This window comes from Streptomyces sp. NBC_01506 (assembly GCF_045040295.1).
Taxonomy (GTDB): Bacteria; Actinomycetota; Actinomycetes; order Streptomycetales; family Streptomycetaceae; genus Streptomyces.
In genome coordinates this window covers 4,295,623-4,318,919 of sequence record NZ_CP109422.1, presented here as the reverse complement: position 1 = coordinate 4,318,919, position 23,297 = coordinate 4,295,623, and the positions used below count along the sequence as shown (strand labels likewise).

The following is a 23,297-nucleotide window of genomic DNA, read 5'->3' as shown; positions in this document are numbered from 1 at the left end:
TGGTCAGTGCGGAGCCTCCGGCCGGTCCAGGTCACGCGCCACCGCCTTGTTCCGCATGAGGAAATCGCCGATGTAGTCCTCGTGCGGAAGGCTGCCGTCGCTGTGCGTGGTGGGCGCGTTCACGTATACGTTTCCCACGCTCGGTTCGCTCAGGAGCGCGCCGACGAGGTCCGTGTCCCGGGTGATCGCGTTGACGACCAGCGAGCCGCGCAGCGGACCGACGCCGTCCGCCGGGGTCCAGGGCGCAACCCATACGCAGGGGAAGGGCAGTTCGGTGCCGAGCAGACTGTCGTAGGGGTCCGCGACGGTGAACACCGCCGGGCCGAGTACGACGCCGCCGTCCGGATGCGGTGTCACCACCTCCTTGAGCGGTATCTCCGCGTACGCGTGGGACGCGTGCCGCTCCAGGTACCCGATCAGCGCGTCCGCCGTCTCCTGGCGCACGCGCGGCCCGAGGTGCCCTCGCGTGGTCCGCCGGTCGCCCGCGCGTGCCGTGAGCGTGCCGGCGAGGTCCCGGGCGAACTGCCGGTGGTCGCCCTCCACAAGCACCGCGGTCGTGTTCACACACGCCGCGCCGGACAGGGCCGCGACGGACCGGGCGACGACGTCCACCGTCCCGGACGAGATGTGGTCGCGGGTGACCAGCGTCTTGGCGCGGCCGGGGCCCGCGACCTTCACGTTCGGCGACGTACCGTATCTGGACGCGATGTCGTCGCCCCCGTACGCGAGAGCGAGGTCGGCGCGGCGCAGCAGCGCCGGCACCCCCGCGTGCGTGGACGGGAGGCAGACCGCGCTGGTGGCGGGGAACCCGGCCGCCCTGAGCGCGAGGACGGTCCGGTGGGCGGTGAACGGTTCACGGCGTGACGGGCGCACCGCGACGCGGTACCCGAGGGCGAGAGCCTGGAGCCAGCCGCTCTGGATCGTGGGCGCGTTGCCCGACAGGACGGCGGCGAGTGTTTCGCCACGCCGTACCCAGACGCCGCTCCCGGTGCCTTCGGTGACCTCCCGCCAGGAGCGCAGCGAGCCGTTCGGCCTCGCCCGGTCGGCGCGCGAGGGCGCTTCGGCGATCGCCACGGCGACGGCGCGGCTCATCTGCTCGGTGAGCGGCACGTTGTGCCCGGACACCCGGTTGACGTAAGCGCAGTGCTCCGCGAAGGAGAGCCCGCCCAGTACGTCGTCCAGGAACCGCCGTGACGCCTCTGCCAGTTGCTCGGCGCGCTCCCGCGCGGGCAGTGGCGCGGCCCGCCGTTGGGCGAGAAGGCTCTGCGACACGAGCAGGTCCGGGGCGAGTGACAGGGAGGCGAGCGGGCGGCCGTCCACGCCGTACACGGTCTCGCGCGCACGTGTGCTGTGCGCTCCGCCGTGCGTCAGCAGTGGCAGCTCGATGATGTCCTTCTCGGCGTTGTTCTCGGCGGGGTCGGCCGCGGTCGTCATCAGTACACCCCCTCGATCACAGGCTCCCCGTCGAAGGCGGCGAGCGGCCGGGGCGAGCCGATGGCGTCGCCCACGCCCCCGTCGGCGGCGGGCAGCCGGATCGCCGAGTCCCGCTCCAGGTTGTTGGGGACGAACACCCCGCTGCTGATGTGCGTCATGCGGACCTGCCCCCTTTCGCCGTACGCCACGGGCCGCCGGGTCTCGGGGTCGAGGACGGCGAAGACGACGAAGGGCGGGTACCCGTCGTAGACGGCGGACGCCCCCTCGGTGCCCGCGCGTGGCTTCGCCGTGGTCAGCACCATCGTGCTGCCGTAGAGGTTCTGGATGACGGTGCCGGGCACGGTGTCCGCGATGATGTCGTAGGTGTCCTCGTCGAGGTGCGCGCCGGCGAAGGCGAGGTACTTGAGCGTGCGGCGCAACCGGTCCGTCAGCTCCTCGTGCAGGAGCAGTTCGGCGAAGATCGGGGGAGTGGTGGTGAGGGCGCCGATGTTCTGCGTACGGATGATGTGGCCGAGCTGGTCGATCAGATGCGTGAGGTACGTGTCGGGGCTGCCTCCCGAGGACACCAGCTTCTTCACCCAGCGCGGGTCGAGATCCACGGTGTGCAGGACGGACCCCAGAGCCTTCGCCTGGAGGCGGGTGGTGTGCCCGAAGGCGTGCGGGCCCGAGGGCATCGCCACCAGCCACGGCTCACCGGCGGGGAATCCCGCTTTCCGCAGCTCGGCCGTCTTCCATCCGAGGGTCCGCCGGATCCAGCGTTCGGTGTAGAGAAGCCGCTTCGGGGACCCGGTGGTGCCGCCGGTCTCGAACACCGAGGGGACCGGTTCGTGCGCCAGCCCTCTCGGTATGAGGTCTTCGACCGGCCTGTCCCGCAGGTGCGCGGCGATGTCCGGGAATCTGCCGAGGTCGGCGAAGGAACGGATGTCGGATACGGGGTCGAAGCCGAGCTGCCCGGCGAGGGACAGCCACAGCGGGGAACCGGTCTTTTCCGAGAAGTGCCAGCGCAGCGCGGCCCGCAGATATTCGTCCGGGTCGACTGTCTCTGTGTCTTCGAGTTCGAGTTCAATTGCGAGGAGCGAACGTGTCATGGGGCTGCTCTCCTGTTCCGGGGCTCGCGTCGGTTCACGGTTCACACGAACCAGTGGCTGAGGACCCGCGCCGTCTGCTGGGGGTTCAGCCGGGGGTCCATCAGCGTGCGGTAGCGGGCGGGGTCGCGCGGCTCGTCCCCGTTCTCCGTGCACTCGTACACGTCCTCGGGTGTCGCTTCGAGGTGCAGACCGGCGGGCCGTCTGCCGCTGTCGACGACGATCTTCTGAAACCGCGTCAGCTCGGCGATGATGTGCTCGACATGGCGGGTCTTGACACCGCGGGCGCTCGTGACCGTGTTGCCGTGCATCGGATCGCTGACCCAGTGCACATGCTCGACCCGCCGGTGCACGCTGCGCACGAGGGGCCGCAGCAGTTCCGTGTCCCGGTGGCCCATCCGGGCGATGAAGGTGAGCTTGCCGGGCTCGTCACGGGGATTGAGCGTGACCGCCAGCTCCGCCGCCTCGTCCGGTGCGGTGTCCGGTCCGATCTTCACGCTGACCGGGTTGCTCAAGGTGGCCGCGACCGCGATGTGCGCTCCGTCGAGGTTGCGGGTACGCGCTCCGATCCAGGGCCAGTGGGCGGTCGCGAGATGGTTGCCGGAGTGGGAGCCCGGGTCGGAGCCCGAGTCGGAGTCGCCGTGGCGCAGGAAGCCGAGTTCGTAATCGAGTAACAGCATCTCGTGGCTCGTCCAGATCGGATCAAGGTTCGCGGTCGCGCGGTGGTAGTCGGCGATCGCCGCGTAGGACGCCTGCGCGGCGGTGTGCGCCTGCGCGATGCGCGCCGGTGACGGCCGGCGCGCCTGCGCGTTCGGAAGCGGGGAGTTGACGATGGGGCCGCGGTAACTGGGCAGTCTCACCCCGCCCACCACTTCGTGGTCCTGCGAGCGGGGTTTGGCGTACTGCCCGGCGAGCCGCCCGACGCCTACGACGTGCCGGCCCGTGCGGCTGCGCAGATGCGACCGGAAATGTGTCAGGAAAGCGATCATGTCGCGGGTGTCGGCGTTCACATCGGATTCGATGTCCTCGACGCAGTGCCCGAGTTGCAGGATCAGTCCGCCGCCCGCGTCCAGGTTGGCGAGTTCGCAGGTGAGGTCGGCGACCTCGGCACGGCTCACGAGGTCCCGCCGCGGGAGTGAGCGTACGGCGGCGCGGAGTGCTGCCAGGTCGGGCCAGTCGGGCTGTTGGCGGGCGGGGAGGTCGCGGAAGTGGTCCCAGTCCGTCTCCGCGGGCGGGGTCGGATCGAGTCTCGTCTGTCCGGCCTGTCCGGTCTGTCCAGTCATGGGAATCATCCTTCGGAAGCGGCTCGGTGGCCCTCGGCGGGGCGGGCGGGGTTCCGCGAGGTGGTCCAGACGCAGCCGTTGCCGTCCTGATCCGTGGTGAGTTCGTGCGTGGCGCTGAGCCCTTTGTTGGTGATCATTCCGGTGGTCGCGGGCACGCAGTATTCGCAAGGGGAGCGGAGAGTGATCGCGACACCGCGACCGCGGGCGATCTCCCGGTAGTCCCAGATGGCGCAGTGCCGTATCCGCAGGACCGAGCGGTCGGCGCCGTGTTCGACCCATTTCGGTGTCGGAGCCGTAGAGATCGGCCTGGGCGTCAAGCCGCTCCAGCGGTACGCCGGCGTCGTGTTTGGGGGCGGGGTCGACGGCCGCGTAGATCGTGCTGTTCGTCGTGGCCCAGGTCGCGAGGTCGGCGTGGCCGAAGTGGGCCACGACGAACTGCTCCATCAGGGCCTGCCCCCGGAAGAACGCCGCTTTCCACTCCACTTCGGCGTCGTTCTCCGGCAGTGACTCGAAGATGGCGTGCTTGACCCGCAGGAGTTCCTGCATGTGCACGCCCGCCCTCGCCTCGACCAGGAAACGCGTCAGGCCGGCCTCCGCCTCGAAGAGGCGGCGTTTCCATAACGCGGTGCGGTGTGTGGTGTCGGAGGTGGTATCTCCCCGGGGTTGCGCGCGGGGGATCGAGGTCTGTTCGCGTTCGGTCATGGGTGATCGCTGCCTTTCGGTGGTCTTATGGGCTTCGTCGCCCTTGTAGCCCTCGTAACTCTCTTGATCACGGGGCCTTGTCCCGTGTCTCCTCGCGGGCGCGCGCGTCGGCGCCGCGGAATCGGGGGACGACCCGTGCGCAGAGTGCGTCGAAGTCGTTTCCGAGGATCGTCTGGAACCCGTCGACCCCGCCGTCGTCGTACCAGCGGCGCAACTCGTCCCCGATCTGCTCGGGCGTGCCGGTGAAGGTCGCGTGCTCGCTGAGCGCGACCGCCTCGGCCGCGAAGTCGGCCACCGTCCGCCCGGGATCCCGGGCGAGATCCCACGCGGGCAGGTAGCGCGATCCGAGGGTGGCGAACACCTCGTCCGGATCCTTCGAGATCACATCCGAGGGCAGCCGGTCGGCAGGGCTCACGCCTTCCAGGCGCAACTCGGGGAATCGCGCCCGCAGTTGCCCGAGTACGTGCTGCCCACCGGGCGCGCGGACACTGCGCCGCCGCTCGCGCGACAGTCGCTCGGCCTCCTCGCGGGTCTCGGTGATACGCAGGTAGCAGCCCGGCAGCAGGGCCACACTGTCCGCCGGCCGGCCCGCCCGCCGCGCCTCCTCGCCGAGTATGCGGCGCAGTTGCTTCGCCGCGCCCAGGGTCGGTGTGCCCGCGAAGACCCCGTCGGCGGTACGGGCCGCCAGGCGCAGCCCGGCCAGTGACGACGTGGCCTGGAGGGTGAACGGGAAGGCGGCCGAATACGGCGCCATGTCGATGGGCCCCGACTGCTCGTAGAACTCGCCGTGATGGTCGACGTCGGTGATCAGGTCCTCGCGGACGAAGCGGTCCGTCGCCGGGTCGGGGGTGTTCGCCCCGGGCGGCCAACTCGCCCACAGGGCCCTGGCGACCTGGATGAACTCTTCGGTCTGCGCGTGGTGTTGGGCACGCGGGACCTGGCGCCGGACGCCGATCGCCGTACCCGGCCGGAAGGAGGAGACGACATTGACCCAGGCCCGGCCCGCCGAAATCCGGTCCAGACTGGCGAGAGCGCGCGCGAACGCGAACGGGTGGGTGTGGAGCGTGGACACGGTCGGCATGACCGCGATCCGCGTGGTGGCGCTCGCGATGACGGCGGCGGCCTGGAACGGCTCGAAGGCCGTCAGCGGCGGCCCCGAACGCAGACCGGCCCGGTTCACACCCGAGAAGTCCGCCTGGAACAGCGCGTCGAAGCCGGCGGCCTCCGCCTGCCGCGCCTCCCGTACGAAAGTGTCCAGTCGGAAGGGGGAATCGGCTCTGCCCTCCGCCGTCCGCCAGTCCCGGCTCGACGGCAGATACTGCGCGTTGAGCAGGAGGGTCGGTGCGCGGCCCCGCCGCCGTCCGGCGGTGGCCGGCACGGTGCCGGTGGGTGACGAGGTGGTCATCGTTTCCTCTCGGTGATCTGCGGGAGTACGTGTCAACTCTTCTGGACGCGGTAGAAGATCGGCTCCCAGGAGTTGACCGGGAAGGTCAGGTCCCGCACCGACGTACGCACCAGCAGCACCTGCGCGGAGTCGAACAGCGGTATTCCGTACGCCTGCTCGATGATCGCCGTCACGGCCTCGTCCACCAGGGCGCGTCGCTTCTGCGGATCGACGGTGGCCGCCTGCTCGGCGAGCGGGCCGTCGACCTCCGGCCGGGGTGCCTGCCCGTCCCAGGTCGTGAGCCGCGTGGAGTAGAACGCGGCGATCCCGTCGGCGTCGCCGCGGCTCGCCCCCTGGTAGACGGCGAGCTGCCAGTCCCCGGACGCGCGCAGGTCCGCCTGTTCCGCCTCCGACACCTGCTTCAGCTCAAGCGCGACGCCGATGTCGGCGAGGCCGTTCTTCACGTACTCCCAGCCCGAGGCCGCCGAGCCGATGTCGGTGCTCGCGTAGGTCAGGGCCAGCTCCAGCTTCCGGCCGTCCTTGGCCCGGACGCCGTCGCCGCCCTTCACCCAGCCGGCGTCGTCGAGGATCGAGCGGCTGCGGGCGGGGTCGTGGCCGAGCAGTGCGCTGTGATCGGTGTAGAAGGGATGGTCGCGGGAGACCACGTCGGTGGCGGGTTCGACGCCCTCGCCGTAGAACGTGTCCACCAACTCTCCCCGGTCGATGCCCTGTTGGATCGCCTGCCGGACGGCGGGGTCGGCGAGGACGGGGTCGGAGGTGTTGACGACGAAGTTGTTCACCACACCGCGGTTGGGGGCGAGGACGGCTTCGACACCGTCCTGGTTCTTGGCCTGGGCGAGCCCTGTCTCGGTCATCGAGTACGCGAGGTCGTACTCGCCCGCCAGGACACCGGCCGCACGCAGGCTCTCCTCGGGCACGATCTGGACCGTGACCCGGTCGAGCGTGGACGCGCCCGTACCGCCGAACACCGCCGGGGCCCAGTCGTAGCCCGCACGCCTGTCGAACTCGACGCGCTCGTCCTGGACCGCCTCCCGCAGGACGTACGGCCCCGAACCGATCGTGCCCCCGGCGCAGCGCTCCTTCGGACTCTTCGCCAGGGATTCGGGAGCGATGATCCCGAACTGGCCCTCGGTGTTGGCCTGGAGGAACCCCGCGTTGGGCTCCTTGAACTCGACCCGCACCTTCCGCCCGTCCAGGGCCTCGGCGTGGTCGTACCCGCGCAGGTAGGCGCCGGGTGTCGGGGACACCCCCTGCTCGGCCAGCTCCCACAGCGTCTCGAAATTGTCCGCGACGACCTGCGGGGTCAGCTTCTCGCCGTTGCTGAAGGTCACGTCGTCGCGGATCGTGAACTCGTAGGCGCGTCCGCCGTCCAGACTCCGCCAGGATTCGGCCAGATACGGTTCCAGCTCGCCGGTGCCGGGATTGTGGCTCAGCAGCGTGTCCAGCACCTGTCTGCCGAAGATCGCGTACGGGTTGGACTGCGCGTAGTCGAAGCAGGTCGGGTACCAGCCGTAGGCGACGCGCAGATGCGCGGGGTCGCCGCCGGTGGAGTCGGCTCCGCTCGTGCAGCTTGTCAGCAGGAGCGCGGCGGCTCCGCAAGCGGCGAACGAGCGCGTCAGGGTCGCGCGGATCATGCGGATGAGGTCCTGTCTTGAGAGGGGCGCGGAGAGGAGAGCGCAGAAGGGACAGATGACGAGAGGCGGGAAGATGACGGCGGGAGGGCGGGCACCGCGTCCAGCAGCGCCCGGGTGTAAGGGCTGGTGGGGGCCGTGAACACGGCCTCGGTGACCCCGCGTTCCTCGACCCGGCCGTGGTGCATGACGATCACCTCGTCGGCGACGGCGCGCACCACACCGAGGTCGTGCGAGACGAGCAGATAGGCGACGCCAAGTCGCTCCTGGAGTTCGCCGAGGAGTCTGAGCAGGGCGAACCGCACCGCCTGATCGAGGGCGGAGACCGGCTCGTCGAGCACCACGACGTCCGGATCGAGAGCGAGGGCCCGGGCGATCGCCACCCGCTGCGCCTGCCCGCCGGAGAGCTGAGCCGGACGGCGTTCGGTGAAGGCGGCGGGCAGTTCGACCTGTTCGAGCAGTTCCCGGGCGCGCTGGGCGCGCCATCGGGCGGTGCCGATACGGTGCGCCTCCAGCGGCTCCGCGATGGCCCGCCCTACGGGGAGCGACGGGTTCAGACTGCGCGCCGGATTCTGGTAGACGAGCTGCACCCGGCGGGCGAAGGCCGCGCGGGCCTTGCGGCCGGGGCGCTGCTCCACGCCGTCCAGCAGCACGGTTCCGGCGTCCGCGCGCTCCAGCCCGGTGAGCAGGCGCAGCAGCGTGGACTTGCCCGCCCCCGACTCGCCGACGACCGCGAGCGTCCGTCCCCGGTGGAGGGTGAGACTCACCTCCCGTACGGCGTCGACACGTTCGTGGCCCTTGCCGTGGTCGAACGACTTGGCCAGGTCACGCGCTTCGAGTACGACCCGCGGCGCGGTCGGGGAGGCGGTCGGCGCTGCCGGAGTACGGGCGGGCAGCGCGCTGGGCAGGGAGGTCAGAAGCTGCTGTGTGTAGGCGTGTTGCGGGTCGCCGAGGACGTCATGGGTCGGCCCGTGCTCGACGACGCGTCCGGCGCGCATCACGAGCAGATGATCCGCGCGCTCCCCGGCCACGGCGATGTCGTGCGTGACCAGCAGCAGCGACAGCCCGCGCGCCGCCCGCACCTGGTCGAAGAGGTCGAGGACGAGCCGCTGGACTGTGGTGTCCAGGTTGGAGGTCGGTTCGTCGGCCAGCAGCAGGCGCGGCTCCCCGACGAGCGCGAGGGCGATGAGGACGCGCTGCCGCTGACCTCCGGAGAGTTCGTGCGGGTACTGGCGCAGCCGCAGTACGGGCCGGTCGAGGCCGACCGCTTCGAGCGCGGCGACGGTACGGGCGCGGCTCGCCTCCCGGTCGGTGAGACCCAGGAAGTGCCGGTGCAACTCGGCGAATTGGGCCCCGATCCGCAGCAGCGGATCCAGCGCGCGGACCGGGTCCTGGGGTACGAGTCCGACCGACCGGCCGCGCAGCGCACGGGGATCATCGATACGGCGGAGTTCATCGGAGCCGTCGCGGAACTCCAGCCGCTGAAGGCTGACATGTGCCGTACGGGGTGTCAGACCCAGCAGCGCGTGCAAGGTGGTGGACTTTCCGGAGCCGGACTCGCCGACGACGGCGACCGTCCGGCCCCGGGGCACCGTGAGGGACAGGCCGTCGACCGCGACCGTGCCGTCGTGGCCCCGCCGGCCCCGCTGGTCCGGGTAGACCACCCGGAGCCCTTCGAGCCGCAGCAGCGCGTCGTCACCCGTCGTCGTTTCGATGGCGGCGGTCATACCGGCCCCGCTTCCGACGCGCCGAGCGTGCGACCCACCCGGTGCAGCGCGAGCACGACGACCGCGAGGACCGCTCCGGGAAGTGTGGTCAGCCACCATGCCGTCGCGAAGTGGGCCCGCCCTCCGGCGATGAGGCTTCCCCACTCCGGGTCGGGCGGTTGGGTGCCGTATCCCAGAAAGCTGAGGGCGGAGACCGAGAGGACCATCGTCGCCAGCTCCAGCGCGCCCAGCGCGGTGATCGGGCCGCGCGCGTGGGGCAGGACGTGTCGCGCCAGGATGCGGCGGCGGGGGAGCCCGAAGCCGCGCGCCGCCTCGACGAAGGTCCGCGCGCTGACGCGCAGTACTTCGGCGCGGGTGACGCGGGCCAGTGCCGGGACCGAGGCGATGCCCACGGCGACGGCGAGGTTGACCGGTCCGGTGCCGAGGCCGGAGACGATCAGCAGGGAGATCAGCAGCGAGGGCAGGGCGAGCAGTACGTCGACGGCGGCCATCAGCACGCGATCGGCGACGCCCCCGAAGTAGCCGGCCGTCAGGCCGATGACGACACTGAGGCCGAGGGCGAACACCAGCGCCAGCAGCGCGATCGACAGGCTCGCCTGCGCGCCGTGGATGACCCGGCTGAACAGATCGCGGCCGAGTTCGTCCGTGCCGAAGGGATGCGCGGTCGACGGCGGGCGCAGGCGCTGGGCGACATTCTGTGCGAGCGGGTCGCGGGGTGCCACGACTCCGGGCAGCAGCGCGGCGGTGGTGACGACCGCGAGGACGGTCAGCGCGATCCACGGAGGGCGGGTCCGCGTACGCGATCCGGTGCGAGGCCCTGTGCGAGGCCCCTTGTTGGGGACGGCTGTCACGGTCACGCGCGTACTCCCTTGCTCTGGCGCCCGCTCTGGCGCCCGCTCGGTCGGCGCGTCCGCGGGTCGAGCACCGGATACAGAAGGTCGACGGCGAGGTTGGTCGCGGCGAAGACCAGGGCCGCGAGCACCGAGATCGTCAGGATCACCGGCGCGTCCTGCGTCTCCACCGACGAGGCGAGCAGCCGTCCGAGCCCGGCTCGCGCGAACACCGTCTCCGTGATCACGGTGCCGACCAGCACCCCGCCGACGGTCAGCCCGGTCAGCGTCACGAAGGGAAGCAGCGCGTTGCGCGCCACATGGACGACATACACCCGGCCCCAGGGCAGCCCCCGTGCGCGCAGCAACTCGACGAACTCCGCCTGACCGACCTCGTCCAGGCTCCGTACGAGGACCGCCGTCAGTGACGCCGACACCGGCAGGGCGAGCGCGACAGCGGGCAGCACCAGCGCGGCCGGACCGCTCCCGCCCGCCGAGGGCACCCAGCCCAGGGTGAACGAGAAGAGTTGAAGCAGCAGCAGACCGAGCCAGAAGGCGGGGACCGCGGCGACCACCGCGGGCACGTTCACGAGGATCCGGTGAACGGCGCTGTCACGGCGCCACGAGGTCACCAGCGCCAGCGCGAGCGAGAACGGTACGGCGACGGCGAGCGCGGCAGCCGCGAGGCCGAGCGTGTTCGGGGCCACCGCCGCGATGGTCCGCGCCGCCGGTCTGCCCGACTGGAAGGACGTACCCGGGTCCCCGCGCAGGAGTTGCCCCAGCGTCTCGACGTAGCGGATCAGCAGGGGCCGGTCGAGCCCGTACTGCTCGCGCAGTGCCTGGACCTGCTGCGGTGTGCCGCCTCCCGCGCCCGCCGACCGGCGTTCGAGCATGAGCGCGACCGGGTCGCTGGGCAGCGCGTAGAGCAGGAAGAACGACAGTGTGTACACCGAGAACACCACGACGACGAAGTAGCCGCAGCGGCGCAGTACGTACCCGGCCGTCGACCGATGGGCCGTCGGCCGTTTCGGCAGGGCGACCGGAGGCAGCGCTGTGTGCGAGGTCCCTGTCACGCCTCAGAACCTCTCCCACGCCTCGGTGAGGACCGCGCGCAGCGCCTGCTCGATGAAGTCGAACTCGGGCCGGCCGATGACGGCCGGGGGCGCCAGGAGGATCGCGGGGTCACCGCGCTCGTCGAGGCGGGCGTGCAGCCCGGCCTCGTGCAGTGCCGGCGCCAGCAGTTCGTCGAGGAGGCGGCGGCGTTCCTGCGGGGCGAAGGGCTCGCGGGTGTTCTTGTCCTTCACCAGTACGACACCCCAGAAGTACCCGGCGCCGCGTACATCACCGACGATCGGCAGGTCGCGCAGCTTCTCCAGCGTCGAGCGGAACAACTCCTCGTTGGCACGGACCTGTTCGTTGAGCTTCTCGCGCTCGAAGATCGCGATGTTCTCCAGCCCTACGGCGGCGGCGACCGGATGCCCGCCGAAGGTCAGGCCGTGCACAAAGGTGTTCTCCTTCTTCGTGAAGGGCTCGAACAGGCGGTCGCTGACGATGGTCGCGCCGGCCGGAATGTATCCGGACGTGATGCCTTTGGCGCCGGTGATGACATCGGGCGTGATCCCGAATCGGTTGATAGCGAAGAAGTCGCCGATACGGCCGAAGGCGGTGATGACCTCGTCGGCGACGAGGACGACTCCGTAGCGGTCGGCGATCTCGCGGACGCGCTCGAAATATCCGCGGGGCGGTGGGATCGCCGCACCCGAATTCTGCACGGGCTCAAGGAAGATGGCGGCGACGGTCTCCGGTCCTTCGAATTCGATCGCCTCGGCGATCCGGTCCGCCGCCCAGCGGCCGAAGGCGGTCTCGTCGTCCCGCAGATGCTCGGGGGCGCGGTAGATATCGGTGGTCGGCACTTTGTGCCCGCTCGGTACGAGTGGTTCGAACGGTGCCCGCAGTCCGGGGAGAGCGGTGATGGACAGGGCGCCGTGGGTGGTTCCGTGGTAGGCGATGGTGCGGCTGATCACTTTATGGCGGCCGGGTTGCCCGATGGCCTTGTAGTACTGCTTGACGAGTTTCCACGCCGTCTCGACGCTCTCGCTGCCGCTGTTGGTGAAGAAGACACGGTTCAGATCACCCGGCGCACGTTCCGCCAGCGCCTCGGCCAGTTCCGCGGCTCGCGGGTGAACGGCGTTCCAGATCGGGAAGTAGTCGAGTTCGCGGATCTGTCTCGCGGCTGCTTCCGCGAGTTCGGGCCGGCCGTGGCCGGCATTGACGGCGAACAGTCCGGAAAGGCCGTCCAGGAAACGGCGTCCCTTGTCGTCCCAGAGGTACGCGCCCTTCGCGCGAGTGATGACGGGGACCTCGCCACCGGCGGCGAGTTTCGCGTGATTCGTGAAGTGCAGCCAGAGATGGTCACGGGTCTGCTGTTGGACGTGCGAGGTGGACAAGGAATTCTCCCGGGCTTCGCTACATGCCTCTGCGGACACAGTGGGTGGGTGGCGTCGGTGAATGCGGACCGGCCGGCTCAGATCGCCAGTTTTGGGGAGTACTGCCGTAGCCAGGAGGCGAAGTTCAGAACGACTTCGCCTTCGAAGTTGCTCACCAGGCCGTGCGACCGCGCCGAGTCGGTGACCTGGCCGGGAGCCAGCACACGCGCGGCGAAGATGTCCCCGAGTCCGTCGGGCGGATCGGCGAGGACAGCGGCGACATGCTCTTCGAGCCTGTGTGAGTAGTCCGGATCGGGTGTGGTCGGGTAGGGCGACTTCTTGCGCTCCAGCACGCCCACCGGGAGCAGATCGCGCACCGCGTCGCGCAGTACGCCCTTCTCCCGGCCGCCCGCGTTGTGGATGCCCTGCGACAGCGTCACCAGGTGTTCGACGATCCGGTGATCGCAGAACGGAACACGCACCTCAAGGCCGCTCGCCATGCTCAGCCGGTCGTTGCGGTCCAGCAGCATCGGCAGGAAGTAGGACGTGGCGAGATAGATGATCTCCCGGTGCCGCCGCTCCTCCTTGCTCAGCGCCGGGTCGAACGAGAGCCCGCCGAGCGCGGTCGCGTACTCGTCACGCAGATACTCGTCAAGGCGCAGCGCCCTGGCGAGATCGGGGTCGATCGTGTCCAGCACACGCTGATGGAGATAGCCGTGGGCAGGGCTGTCCGCCATCCACGGAAACGTCTGCGCCCATACCGCGCGCGGATCGTGGAACCACAGGTACCCGCCCAGGATCTCGTCCGCGGCCTCACCGGACAGCGCGACGGTGGCGTGCTCGCGTACCGCACGGCAGAGCAGGAGAAGGCTCGTGTCGAGATCGCCGAACCCGTTGGGAAGGTCCCGCGCCCGTACCGTGGCATCGCGGACATCGCCGCCGGCGAGCAGTGAGCTGTCCAGCACGATGTTGGAGTGGAGCGAACCGATGTGGTCCGCCGCCTCCCGCGCGTACCGGCGGTCCAGCGCGGACCGCGAGTCGGCCGAACCGGCCGCGTCCGTGAAGTCCACGGAGAACGAACTCACCCCGCCGCGCCCCGGCAGGCCGTTGGCGATCGCGGTGACGGCCGACGAGTCCAGGCCGCCGGAGAGAAAGGTGCACAGCGGGACATCCGCGATCGTCTGCCGGGCGACCGTGTCGTCCAGCAGCGAGCGCAACCGCTCGACCGCGTCCGCCAGGTTGTCCGTCTCGGTCGGACGGCCGATGAAATCCCTGATGTCCCAGTACCGGGAGGTCCGGACACCGCGTCTGGAGAATTCGAGTAGCTGACCGGGCAGCACCTCCGAGATCCCGCGGTACGGGTTGGTGCCCGGGAATTTCAGCAACGGCAGCACCAACTGCCGCAGACCGTCCTCGTCGACCGCCGTGACCACGTCCGGATGAGCGAGAATCGATTTCGCCTCGGAGCCGAAAATCAGGCGGTCGCCGTCGTGGTGGTAGTGCAGCGGCTTCACGCCGAGATGATCGCGTACGAGCCACAGGGTCTCTTCCCGGTTGTCCCAGACCGCGAAGGCGAATATCCCGTTGAAATGCTCGACGGCACGCACGCCCCACTCGGCCCAGGCGGTGAGAACTACCTCCGTGTCACTGGATGTTCGGAAATGGTGTCCCCGGGAGGACAGCTCGCGGCGAAGCTCCTGGTAGTTGTACAGCTCACCGTTGTAGGTGAGGGCGAGCCGGGGCTCGGCGCCTGCCGGGGCGGGGGAGAGCATCGGCTGATCGCCATTGTCGATATCGATCACCGACAGCCTTCGATGGGCGATCACGGCGTAACGAGAAAGCCATACTCCGGACCCGTCAGGGCCTCGCCGGGCGTGCTCGTCGTTCATCTTCTCGGCGATGGCCCGCGCGTCGGGAGGAAGCCCGGATAAAGCAATCCACCCGGCTATTCCGCACATGGCAAATCAACTCCGTTCCAGAGAGGGAGGGGGTCGTGACAGGCGTGACGCGTCAATGCTGCGAACAGGGCTGGGATATCGCGAACCGCTCCGTGGGCGGCGTTGCCTCAGCGGAGAGAGAGCGGGCGCGTGAAGAAGAATCTGTCCTCAAGGACAGCAGTCGAGAACCGAACCGTACGAGAGGGAATCAGGTCCTACAACAGAGATGAATAACCACATCGCAGCACACATCTGACGTCGCGTCAGTAGGCCGAATTGGAGTGGTCATGCGCAGAAGGATTGCAACACGCGACGAGCCCGCGCAAGGACTGATCCCCAACGTCTCACCATTTGAGACGCGGCTGGTTCCGCTCGCCACGGCGGTGCCGAAGTGCCCTGGGAGGCACGGGTGTTGTGGCCCCGCGCCGCTCACCGCGGACGCCCTCACACGGAAATCCGCTCGGGGATCGCCCCCCGGGAGAACTCCTGGCGGAGCAGGTCCGCGAGCGTGGTCAGTTGCCGCGTCGTACGGTCGGTGCGCCAGATCAGGGCCAGTTGTGACGGCTCGTCAAGGCCGTCGATCAACAGGTAGCGGACATCGCTGCGCAGGGCCCGTTCGGCCAGCGGGCGGCAGACCAGCATGCCGTGATCGCCGGAGGCCACGAGCGCCAGGCCCTCCTGCACGGTCGTGATCCCCGTGGTCGAGCGGATGGGCGCGCCCCCGGGTGTCGAGCGTGGGACGCCGGCGGCCATCCAGTAGTCCGGGGCGTCCCCGACGGGGTGGACGATGTCCAGCTCCGCCAGGTCCTCGACATCCACCCGGTCGACCTTGCCGGCGCCGGCGGTGGCGCCGGCGGTGGCCAGCGGATGGGACGACGCGACGGCGAGCAGCCGGTCCTGCGGCGGGAAGCGGAACCCCGTGGTCAGCGCGGCCTCGTTGACGGGAAGCTCGACCACGGCGGCGTCGACCCGGCCCGCGAGAACGGCCGAGAAGGGTGAGCCCAGCGGAATCTCGTGCAGCGCCAACGTGACGTCGTGGTGCGCGCGAAGCTGGCGGAAGGCTTCGGTCAGTTCCTCGTAGACGCTGCCGTGGAAGCCGATGCGCACCTGCGACAGGGTGCCGCTGCCGGCGCGCTCCCGGGCCTGGGTGATCACCGTGCTCAGCGCCTCGTAGGCCGGGCGCACCTCGTCGACGAACTGCGCACCGAACCGGCTGAGTCCCACGCTTCGGCTGGTGCGCTCCACGAGCCGCACCCCGACCCGGCGTTCGAGGGCGGCGACGAGCTGGCTGACCCGGCTCTGGGAACAGCCGAGACGCGCCGCCGTCCGCCCGAAGTGCAACTCCTCGGTCAGCACCAGCAGACACTCGATCTCCTGGATATGGACCTGATTCATCGCGTCCCCTCCGGCACCTCATCGATCACTCCAGCTAATCAACCCTTGAAAGAATGGCTCTTGTTCCCGTTCCGGGGCGCTGATTGGTTGGTGCCATGGTTTCGCACGCACCGGCCCACCCCACCGGTCCCGATCCGGCTCGCACCACACCGTGGCAATGGATGTCGGTCGCGGTGCTGTCGCTGAGTACGTTCGTGGTCGTGACGTCCGAGATGCTGCCGGTCGGGGTGCTGACCCCGATGGCCGACGGCCTGCGGATCAGCCCCGGTACGGCGGGCTACAGCCTGGCCATCACCGGGGTGGTGACCGCGGTCACCGCCCCCGCCGTGCCACGGCTGCTGGGAGCGGTCGACCGGCGCGTGGTCCTGGCCGTGGCGATGGTGGTGCTGGCGGCGGGCAACGCGCTGAGCGCCGTGGCACAGGGATTCGGCCTGCTGGTCGTCTCCCGGATCGTCCTGGGCATCGGAATGGGGGCGGTGTGGGGCCTGTCGGCTGCCGTCGCGACCCGCCTGGTGGCTCCCCGTAACGCCGCCCTGGCGGTGTCCGCCGCGGTCAGCGGGGTCGCGGCGGCCTCGGTCGTCGGCGTTCCCCTGGGCACGCTGGTCAGCAACGCCTTCGGGTGGCGTGCCGCGTTCGCCTCGCTCTCCGTCGCCGCGGTGGTCCTCGCCGCCGGGCTGGTGCTGGCACTGCCCCGGCTCCCGCGCCCGGTCACACCGGCGGGCGCGGACGACGGGGCGGCCCGCGAACCGCTGCTGCGCACCGCCTCGGTGACGGTCGGTCTGGCACTGATCGTCTTCCTCGTCACCGCGCACTTCGCGGCCTATACGTATGTGCGGCCCGTCCTCGAGGAGCGCACCGAACTCACGCCGGGGGCCGTCGCGTTGGTCCTCCTGGTCTACGGCCTCTTCGGGCTGGCGGGCAATTTCGCCGCCGGCGCCCTGGCGGCGCGACGCGCCCGCGTCACGGTACTGGGCCTGGCGGCCGGCATCGCCGCGGCGATCGCCCTGCTCGCACTCTTCGGCACCGTAGCCGGCCTCACCGGCATCAGCGTCGCCCTGTGGGGTCTGGCGTACGGCGGGCTCTCGGTGGCCGGCCAGATCTGGATGACCCAGTCCGCACCGCACCGTGTCGAGCATGTGACCGGGCTCTACGTGGGTGTGTTCACCGCCGCCATCGCCCTGGGCGCCTTCCTGGGCGGCACCGTGGTGGAATCGGCCGGCATCACCCCCCTGCTCTGGAGCGCCGCCGCCCTCGCGGTCGTGTCCCTGACCATCGGCCTACTCGGCTCCGGCCCGCCCCCTTCCCCCCGCCGCCCCGCGGACGCCACCACCCCACCGGACCACCCGCACGAGACCACAACCACCACACCTACCCGCACCCCGAGCTGACGGCCCGCGCCGCGCGTACCAAGGCTTCTGGGGAGATGAGCAGCCGGTAGCGCTATCTGATGATCCTGGTGACCGGAGAGCGCTGATTCACACCATGTAATGAATGCCCAGATCTCAGGTCAATGTGCCCTGAACCTCGTTGATCATGGTGCTGGATCACGGCCGTTCAGAGCCGTGACGGCCGGAGCGGGAAGTTCCCGCGCCGGCACCGCGTGACCCTTCACCGGGTCTCGCGTCCGTTACGGAAAGGGTGGACCTTCATGAGCGCTGCCGGTGACGAGCCGACCGCGTCGGTCAACGACATCGCCACACAAGGCATTTGGGCCTCGGGCCCCACCATCAGCCCCTCCGTCGTCCAGGTGGCCAGGGCCCTGCTCGCGGCACTTGAGGACGAGGCGGCCGGGACGGCCGGGGCGCTGCCCGCGGAGTTGTCGGAGCTGGTGGCCGCTGTGCGGGAGAGGGCCTCGATCGGCTTCCCGCGCATCGTGGCCTCGGACGGAGTCCGTCTTTCGGCATTCTCCATCAAGCTGAACGACGGCAAACCGCACCCCGTCGTGATCGTGCCCGCCGGCTGGAGCCCGTACGGCTGGCTGCCCTTCGCGTACTCCTACCTCACGCTGGCGCAGCGCGGATACCACGTCCTGGCCTACACGCCCCGGGGCATCGGTGACCCGGCGCTGCCGTCCACGTCCGAGGGCACCGTCGATGTCGCCGGGCCCAAGGACCGGGCCGACGGATCAACGGTGATCGACTACGCCCAGGCGTACTTCGACCCGAGCCGCATCGGGCTCCTCGGCGAGTCCTACGGCTCCGGGATCAGCCAGCTCGTGGCGGCGCACGACCCCGACGCCCGGGTCTCCGCCGTGGTCGCGCTCAGCACCTGGGGCAATCTGGCCACCAGCCTGTACGACAACGGCACCCGGCATCTCGAAGCCGCCCAGGCGCTGATCGCCTTCACCGGCGGCCCGATGGAGGACAAGTTCGACGAGGAGACCCAGCAGATCCTCACCGACTTTTTCCACGGCCAGAACCTCGACGACGTGGTGGCCTGGGCCACCGAGCGCTCGCCCGCTTCCTGTGTGAAGCTCACCAACCAGCGGCGGATCCCGACGTTCGTATCGAACACATGGCACGAGAGCCTGTTCCCCGCCGGTCAGACGATCGACATGTTCACCCGGCTCACGGTCCCGAAGCGGCTGAACATGTGGACCGGCGACCACGGCGCGCCGGAAGGCCCCGGCCTGAGCGGGCTGCTGACCAGCCTGCCGTTCCCCGGGCTCCGGGAGCCGATGCGGGAGGCGTACGAGTGGCTGGACCACCATCTGCTCGGCGCCGACAACGACGTGCCCACCTGGCCCGAGGTCAGCAACCAGGTCATGTTCACCTACAAGACCTCCCCGGTGCCCGGCGGTACGCACCGGATCACCGCCCCCGCCCGCCGCGAGACGCACGCCTCGTGGAGCGACGTCACCACCGGCAGCGAGACCTGGTACCTGACCGCCGCCGCCGGCTCCGGTGACGGCGTGCTGGCCGAGGGGGCGGCCAACGGCTGGTCGCGCGGATTCACCACGGGCAGCCTCACCGAGGCCACCGCGATGGACGCAGTCCTGCGGACCGGCCAGAAGGAGTGGAGCGGCAATCCCAAGACCTACGACCTGGAGAAGTTCGACCGCTCGCAGTTGCTGGTCTGGGCCACGGAACCGCTGTCCGGACGGAGCGGAGTGGCCCGCCGGATCCGGGGAGCCGCCACCGTACGGATGACCGTACGCGGGACCGACGACGCCGCCACGCTGGTCGCCTACCTGTTCGACATCGCTCCGGACGGTACGGCGCGGATCATCACGCACGAGCCGTACACCGCCGCCGGCCTGCCGCCGAACACGGACCGCAACCTGAGCTGGCAACTCCAGCCCACCGCTTACGACTTGGCGGAGGGGCACCGGCTCGCACTGGTCGTCAACAGCCGCGACCAGTTGTACTCCTGCGCCGAAACGGACGGCGGCACCACCACCGTCGGCTCACCCGGCGGGCACGACGCCGGGGTGGAGATCCCGCTCGGCTGAACCCGCCGTGGGTGCCACACCGGCCCGGGGTGGAGTCAGTCCTCGGTCCCGGCTTCGAAGACCGCCGATTCTTCCGCGTCATTGGTGGGTGCTTTTCCGGTCATACCGCCCAGGCGCCCACCGCTGAGAAGCCGAACGGTCGTTACCGCAGTACCCCAGTGATCATCGAATGAGGAGATGTCATGGCTGTTTTCACCGCCGCTCTGGTCGCCCGCCACAGCGACAAGCTGGTGTCCGTCACCGCCTCGGGTACCGAGGACGGCGCCGAGGTCGTCCAGTGGACCGACAAGGGCAAGCCCAACCAGCACTGGAACCTCGTGGCGACGACGGGCGGTTACTACCACGTCGTCGCCGTGCACAGCGGCAAGGCCCTGTCCGTCACCAACTCGGACATGGAGGACGGCGGGACCGTCGTGCAGTGGACCAACAAGAACAAGCCCAACCAGGAATGGAAGCTCGTCCAGAAGGACGACGGCTACTTCTCCCTGGAGGCGCGCCACAGCGGCAAGCTCCTGTCCGTCGTCGGTGAGGACACCGCGGACGGCGGCAAGCTCGTCCAGTGGACCGACAAGGGCAAGCCCAACCAGCACTTCCGCCTCGGCTGAGTTGCCTGCGCGCACGGCCTCGCCGACGTTCTCGGCGAGGCCGTGCGGCGCCGTCGCCCGTGCGGCGTTGATCGCACGTCACCGAAAACTACCCACTCAGGAAGGACGCATGGTGATCGCAAGGATCATGGGGGAGGGGCAGTGGACCCTGACCGCCTCCGACATCGACGCCCTCAACGCGTTGGACGACGAGTTGAGCGTCGCGGTTGAGACCCACGACGAGGAGGGCTTCCGTAACGCTCTCGGCGCCCTCCTTGAGGAGGTTCGACGCCGGGGGACCCCACTGCCCGAAGACGCGGAGAAGCCCAGCGAGTTGATCCTTCCGTCCCCCGACGCCTCCCTCGACGATGTCCGCGTGATGTTGAGTGACAGCGGCCTCATTCCTGGCTGACTTGCTGTCCGGCGGCTCACCCGGCCCACTGCCGCGCGCACCGTCACATCGGCACCTGAAGTGATTATTCAAAAGCTCCGCGCGTCTGGTTGGCTTCCGCCCAGGCGCGACGGTCGCGCCCTCACACCGCTCGTCCGCGGCACAGTCGTACGGGCCAACTCGCCCGCTCCGTCCGCTGGGGTCTGTTCAGTCCGCTCCGTCCGCGATATCCAGTGCGATGTCGACCAGCATGTCCTCCTGCCCGCCGACCAGCCCCCGCCTCCCTGCCTCCACCAGCATGTCGCGTACGTCGACGCCGTAGTGGCCGGCCGCCGTCTCGGCGTGCCGCAGGAAGCTGGAGTAGACCCCCGCGTACCCGAGGGTCAGTGTCTCGCGGTCGACCCGTGCCGGCCGGTCCTGGAGCGGGCGGACGAGATTCTCGGCGGCGTCCTGGAGGGCGAACAGATCACAGCCGTGTTCCCAGTCCTCCAGCGTGGCGACCGCGACGAACGGTTCCAGCGGGCAGTTGCCGGCCCCCGCTCCGTGGCCCGCCAGCGAGGCGTCGACCCGGGTCGCCCCCTCCTCGCACGCGGCCAGCGAGTTGGCCACCGACAGGGACAGGTTCTCGTGCGCGTGGATACCGATCCCGGTGCCGGGGCCGAGCGCGTCGCGGTAGGCCCGGACCCGCTCGCGGACGCCGTTCACGGTGAGTCGGCCGCCGGAGTCGGTGACGTACACACAGTGCGCGCCGTACGACTCCATCAGCCGTGCCTGCCGGGCCAGTTCGGCCGGGGTCGCCAGGTGACTCATCATCAGGAAGCCCGACACGTCCATGCCCAGCTCCCGAGCGGTCGCGATGTGCTGGGCCGACACGTCGGCCTCGGTGCAGTGCGTGGCGACCCGCACCGACCGTACGCCCATCGTGAACGCCTGCCTCAGCTCCTTGACGGTGCCGATGCCGGGCAGCAGGAGGGTGGTCAGCCGGGCGCGGGTGATCGCTCCGGCCGCCGCCTCGATCCACTCCCGGTCCGTGTGGCTCCCGGGGCCGTACGTGAGACTGCCTCCGGCCAGCCCGTCGCCGTGCGCGACTTCGATACCGTCGACCCCGGCGGCGTCCAGCGCTCCGGCGATACGGGCGACCCGCTCCGGAGTGATCCGGTGCCGCATCGCGTGCATCCCGTCCCGGAGCGTGACGTCCTGGATGAACAGCCGGCGGGTCGTCGAGCGGGTCATCAGGCGGTCTCCCTCGCGCTGTGGGTGGCGACGCGCTCGGCGACCGCCAGGGCGGCCGAGGTCATGATGTCGAGATTCCCGGCGTACCCGGGCAGGTAGTGGCCCGCGCCCTCGACCTGGAGGAACACGCCGACCCGGTGCGTGACGTGGGCGTCCCCGGCCAGGGTGCGTACGTCGCCGTCGAGCGGGGTGATCTGGACGCGCTGTTTGAGCCGGTAGCCCGGTACGTACGCCGCCACGTCGGCCACCATCCGCTCGACGGAGGCGACCACCCGCTCGTGAGTGGCGGGATCCGGATCGCCGATCAGACAGGACACGGTGTCGCGCATGATCATCGGGGGCTCGGCCGGATTGAGGATGATCACCGCCTTGCCGCGACCGGCCCCGCCGACGGTGCGGATCGCGGTCGCCGTGGTCTCGGTGAATTCGTCGATGTTGGCGCGGGTGCCCGGACCGGCCGACTTCGAGGCGATGGACGCGACAATCTCGGCGTACGGGACGGGTGTCACCCGCGAGACGGCGGCGACGACCGGGATGGTCGCCTGGCCTCCGCAGGTGACCATGTTGACGTCGGGCTCGTCCAGGTGCTCACCCAGATTCACCGCGGGGACGACGAACGGGCCCCGCGCGGCCGGAGTCAGGTCGATCAGGCGCTTGCCGTACGGCGCCAGGGCGGCCGCGTTGGCCTCGTGCGCGCGGGCCGACGTGGCGTCGAAGACGATCTCGATCGCGTCCGATCCGGGGAGCGCGAGCAGCCCCGCGACACCGTCGGCCGTCGTGGGCACACCGAGCCGGGCGGCGCGCGTCAGCCCCTCCGAGGCCGGGTCGATGCCGACCATCGCGGCCATCTCCAGGCGCTCCGACAGCCGCAGTACCTTGATCATGAGGTCGCTGCCGATGTTGCCGGAGCCGATCACCGCGACCTTGGTCACGAGGCACCTCCCGTTCCCGTGAAGCTTGTACGGACCGTGCCGAGACCGCTGATCTCCGCCTCGAAGACGTCTCCCGCCGCCACCGGCACCATCGGGCCGAGCGCGCCCGAGAGCACGATGTCGCCCGCGCGCAGTGGGCGGCCATGGGCATGTGCCGTACGGGCCAGCCAGGCCACGGCCCGGGTGGGACCGCCCAGGCACTCGGCGCCCGTACCGGTGGACACCACTTCGTCGCCGCGCCGCAGCACCATCGCGCACCCGGTCAGGTCCAGTCCGTCCAGGGGGCGCGGCCGGGAGCCGAGGACGAACAGACCGGAGGAAGCGTTGTCGGCCACCGTGTCGACCAGGGAGATGTCCCAGTCGGCGATCCGGCTGTCCACGATCTCCAGGGCGGCGACCACCTGGCCGGTCGCCTCCGCGACCTCGGCGGCGCCGATGAACTCGGTGTCGAGATCGGCGGCGAGCACGAAGGCGACCTCGGCCTCGATCTTCGGCTGAAGCAGGCGGCCCATCTCGACAGGGGCACCGTCGCGACACGCCATGTCGTCCAGCAGGAAACCGAAGTCGGGCCGGTCGACCCCGAGTTGGGCCTGGACGGTGGGGCTGGTCAGTCCGATCTTGCGACCGATCACCCGGGCGCCGGCCGCCACACGCTCGGCCACCCACGTCGACTGGACGGCGTAGGCCGTGTCGACGTCGCCGGGGGGCAGGAGGTCGCGCACCGGTGGACAGGGGCGGTGTGACGCGCGGGCGGCGGCCAGCCGCAGGGACGCCTGAGCGGTGGTGGCGGTGGCGGCGGTGTCGCTGTCGCTGTCGCTGTCGCTGTCGGTGTGCGAGGACGGGGTCATCTC

Annotated in this window: 19 protein-coding genes; 4 read left to right on the top strand and 15 right to left on the bottom strand. The window is 70.2% G+C overall.

Features of this window, described 5'->3' with window-relative positions:
* Positions 1-3: 3 nt before the first annotated feature.
* The 12 genes from OG329_RS18755 to OG329_RS18700 form a co-directional block, all read right to left on the bottom strand.
* Positions 4-1,434: an aldehyde dehydrogenase family protein gene (locus OG329_RS18755; protein WP_405796541.1), complete on the bottom strand. Its 1,431-nt coding sequence runs from the start codon at positions 1,432-1,434 to the stop codon at positions 4-6.
* Positions 1,434-2,522, bottom strand: coding sequence for an AMP-binding protein (locus OG329_RS18750; RefSeq protein ID WP_405796540.1), 1,089 nt, complete (start codon positions 2,520-2,522; stop codon positions 1,434-1,436). The genes OG329_RS18755 and OG329_RS18750 overlap by 1 nt, the downstream gene beginning before the upstream one ends.
* A gap of 41 nt (positions 2,523-2,563) precedes the next feature.
* A complete protein-coding gene (locus tag OG329_RS18745; RefSeq protein WP_405796538.1) occupies positions 2,564-3,802 on the bottom strand; it encodes a 3-deoxy-7-phosphoheptulonate synthase in 1,239 nt (412 codons plus the stop codon).
* A 5-nt stretch (positions 3,803-3,807) separates the two neighbouring features.
* Positions 3,808-4,119 (bottom strand): hypothetical protein, encoded by a 312-nt coding sequence (locus OG329_RS18740; protein WP_405796536.1) that lies wholly within the window; start codon positions 4,117-4,119, stop codon positions 3,808-3,810.
* Between the two features lie 452 nt (positions 4,120-4,571).
* A complete protein-coding gene (locus OG329_RS18735) occupies positions 4,572-5,909 on the bottom strand; it encodes an LLM class flavin-dependent oxidoreductase (protein ID WP_405796535.1) in 1,338 nt (445 codons plus the stop codon).
* A gap of 32 nt (positions 5,910-5,941) precedes the next feature.
* Positions 5,942-7,543 carry an ABC transporter substrate-binding protein gene (locus OG329_RS18730; protein ID WP_405796533.1) on the bottom strand — a complete coding sequence of 534 codons (1,602 nt, stop codon included), beginning with the start codon at positions 7,541-7,543 and terminating at the stop codon, positions 5,942-5,944.
* The gene (locus OG329_RS18725) at positions 7,540-9,267 is read right to left on the bottom strand and encodes an ABC transporter ATP-binding protein (RefSeq protein ID WP_405796531.1); all 1,728 of its coding nucleotides are present in this window, start codon (positions 9,265-9,267) and stop codon (positions 7,540-7,542) included. Before OG329_RS18725 ends, OG329_RS18730 begins: the two co-directional genes overlap by 4 nt.
* On the bottom strand, positions 9,264-10,124 hold the full coding sequence (locus OG329_RS18720) for an ABC transporter permease (RefSeq protein WP_405796529.1): 861 nt from the start codon (positions 10,122-10,124) through the stop codon (positions 9,264-9,266). Before OG329_RS18720 ends, OG329_RS18725 begins: the two co-directional genes overlap by 4 nt.
* Positions 10,121-11,170, bottom strand: a complete 1,050-nt coding sequence (locus OG329_RS18715; RefSeq protein WP_405796527.1) for an ABC transporter permease — start codon at positions 11,168-11,170, stop codon at positions 10,121-10,123. The genes OG329_RS18720 and OG329_RS18715 overlap by 4 nt, the downstream gene beginning before the upstream one ends.
* 3 nt (positions 11,171-11,173) lie before the next feature.
* Positions 11,174-12,544: an aspartate aminotransferase family protein gene (locus OG329_RS18710; RefSeq protein WP_405796525.1), complete on the bottom strand. Its 1,371-nt coding sequence runs from the start codon at positions 12,542-12,544 to the stop codon at positions 11,174-11,176.
* A gap of 77 nt (positions 12,545-12,621) precedes the next feature.
* Positions 12,622-14,481 (bottom strand): asparagine synthase (glutamine-hydrolyzing), encoded by a 1,860-nt coding sequence (asnB, locus tag OG329_RS18705; RefSeq protein ID WP_405796523.1) that lies wholly within the window; start codon positions 14,479-14,481, stop codon positions 12,622-12,624.
* 423 nt (positions 14,482-14,904) lie between these two features.
* Positions 14,905-15,855 carry a LysR family transcriptional regulator gene (locus tag OG329_RS18700; RefSeq protein ID WP_405796521.1) on the bottom strand — a complete coding sequence of 317 codons (951 nt, stop codon included), beginning with the start codon at positions 15,853-15,855 and terminating at the stop codon, positions 14,905-14,907.
* A gap of 161 nt (positions 15,856-16,016) precedes the next feature.
* Here OG329_RS18700 and OG329_RS18695 point away from each other — a divergent pair, with 161 nt between their 5' ends.
* The 4 genes from OG329_RS18695 (at position 16,017) to OG329_RS18680 (ending at position 20,302) form a co-directional block, all read left to right on the top strand.
* Positions 16,017-17,243: an MFS transporter gene (locus OG329_RS18695; protein WP_405796519.1), complete on the top strand. Its 1,227-nt coding sequence runs from the start codon at positions 16,017-16,019 to the stop codon at positions 17,241-17,243.
* 260 nt (positions 17,244-17,503) lie between these two features.
* Positions 17,504-19,306 carry a CocE/NonD family hydrolase gene (locus OG329_RS18690; RefSeq protein WP_405796518.1) on the top strand — a complete coding sequence of 601 codons (1,803 nt, stop codon included), beginning with the start codon at positions 17,504-17,506 and terminating at the stop codon, positions 19,304-19,306.
* A gap of 182 nt (positions 19,307-19,488) precedes the next feature.
* Complete coding sequence (locus OG329_RS18685) at positions 19,489-19,911, top strand: RICIN domain-containing protein (protein WP_405796516.1); 423 nt, start codon at positions 19,489-19,491, stop codon at positions 19,909-19,911.
* Between the two features lie 112 nt (positions 19,912-20,023).
* Positions 20,024-20,302: a hypothetical protein gene (locus OG329_RS18680; RefSeq protein ID WP_405801907.1), complete on the top strand. Its 279-nt coding sequence runs from the start codon at positions 20,024-20,026 to the stop codon at positions 20,300-20,302.
* A 186-nt stretch (positions 20,303-20,488) separates the two neighbouring features.
* Here the strand turns inward: OG329_RS18680 and dmpG are convergent, their stop codons facing one another.
* The 3 genes from dmpG to OG329_RS18665 are packed head-to-tail and all read right to left on the bottom strand — an operon-like array spanning position 20,489 to position 23,294.
* On the bottom strand, positions 20,489-21,514 hold the full coding sequence (gene dmpG, locus OG329_RS18675) for a 4-hydroxy-2-oxovalerate aldolase (protein WP_405796514.1): 1,026 nt from the start codon (positions 21,512-21,514) through the stop codon (positions 20,489-20,491).
* Complete coding sequence (locus OG329_RS18670) at positions 21,514-22,398, bottom strand: acetaldehyde dehydrogenase (acetylating) (protein WP_405801905.1); 885 nt, start codon at positions 22,396-22,398, stop codon at positions 21,514-21,516. Before OG329_RS18670 ends, dmpG begins: the two co-directional genes overlap by 1 nt.
* Positions 22,399-22,442: 44 nt before the next feature.
* Positions 22,443-23,294, bottom strand: coding sequence for a 2-keto-4-pentenoate hydratase (locus tag OG329_RS18665; RefSeq protein WP_405801904.1), 852 nt, complete (start codon positions 23,292-23,294; stop codon positions 22,443-22,445).
* Positions 23,295-23,297: the final 3 nt, after the last annotated feature.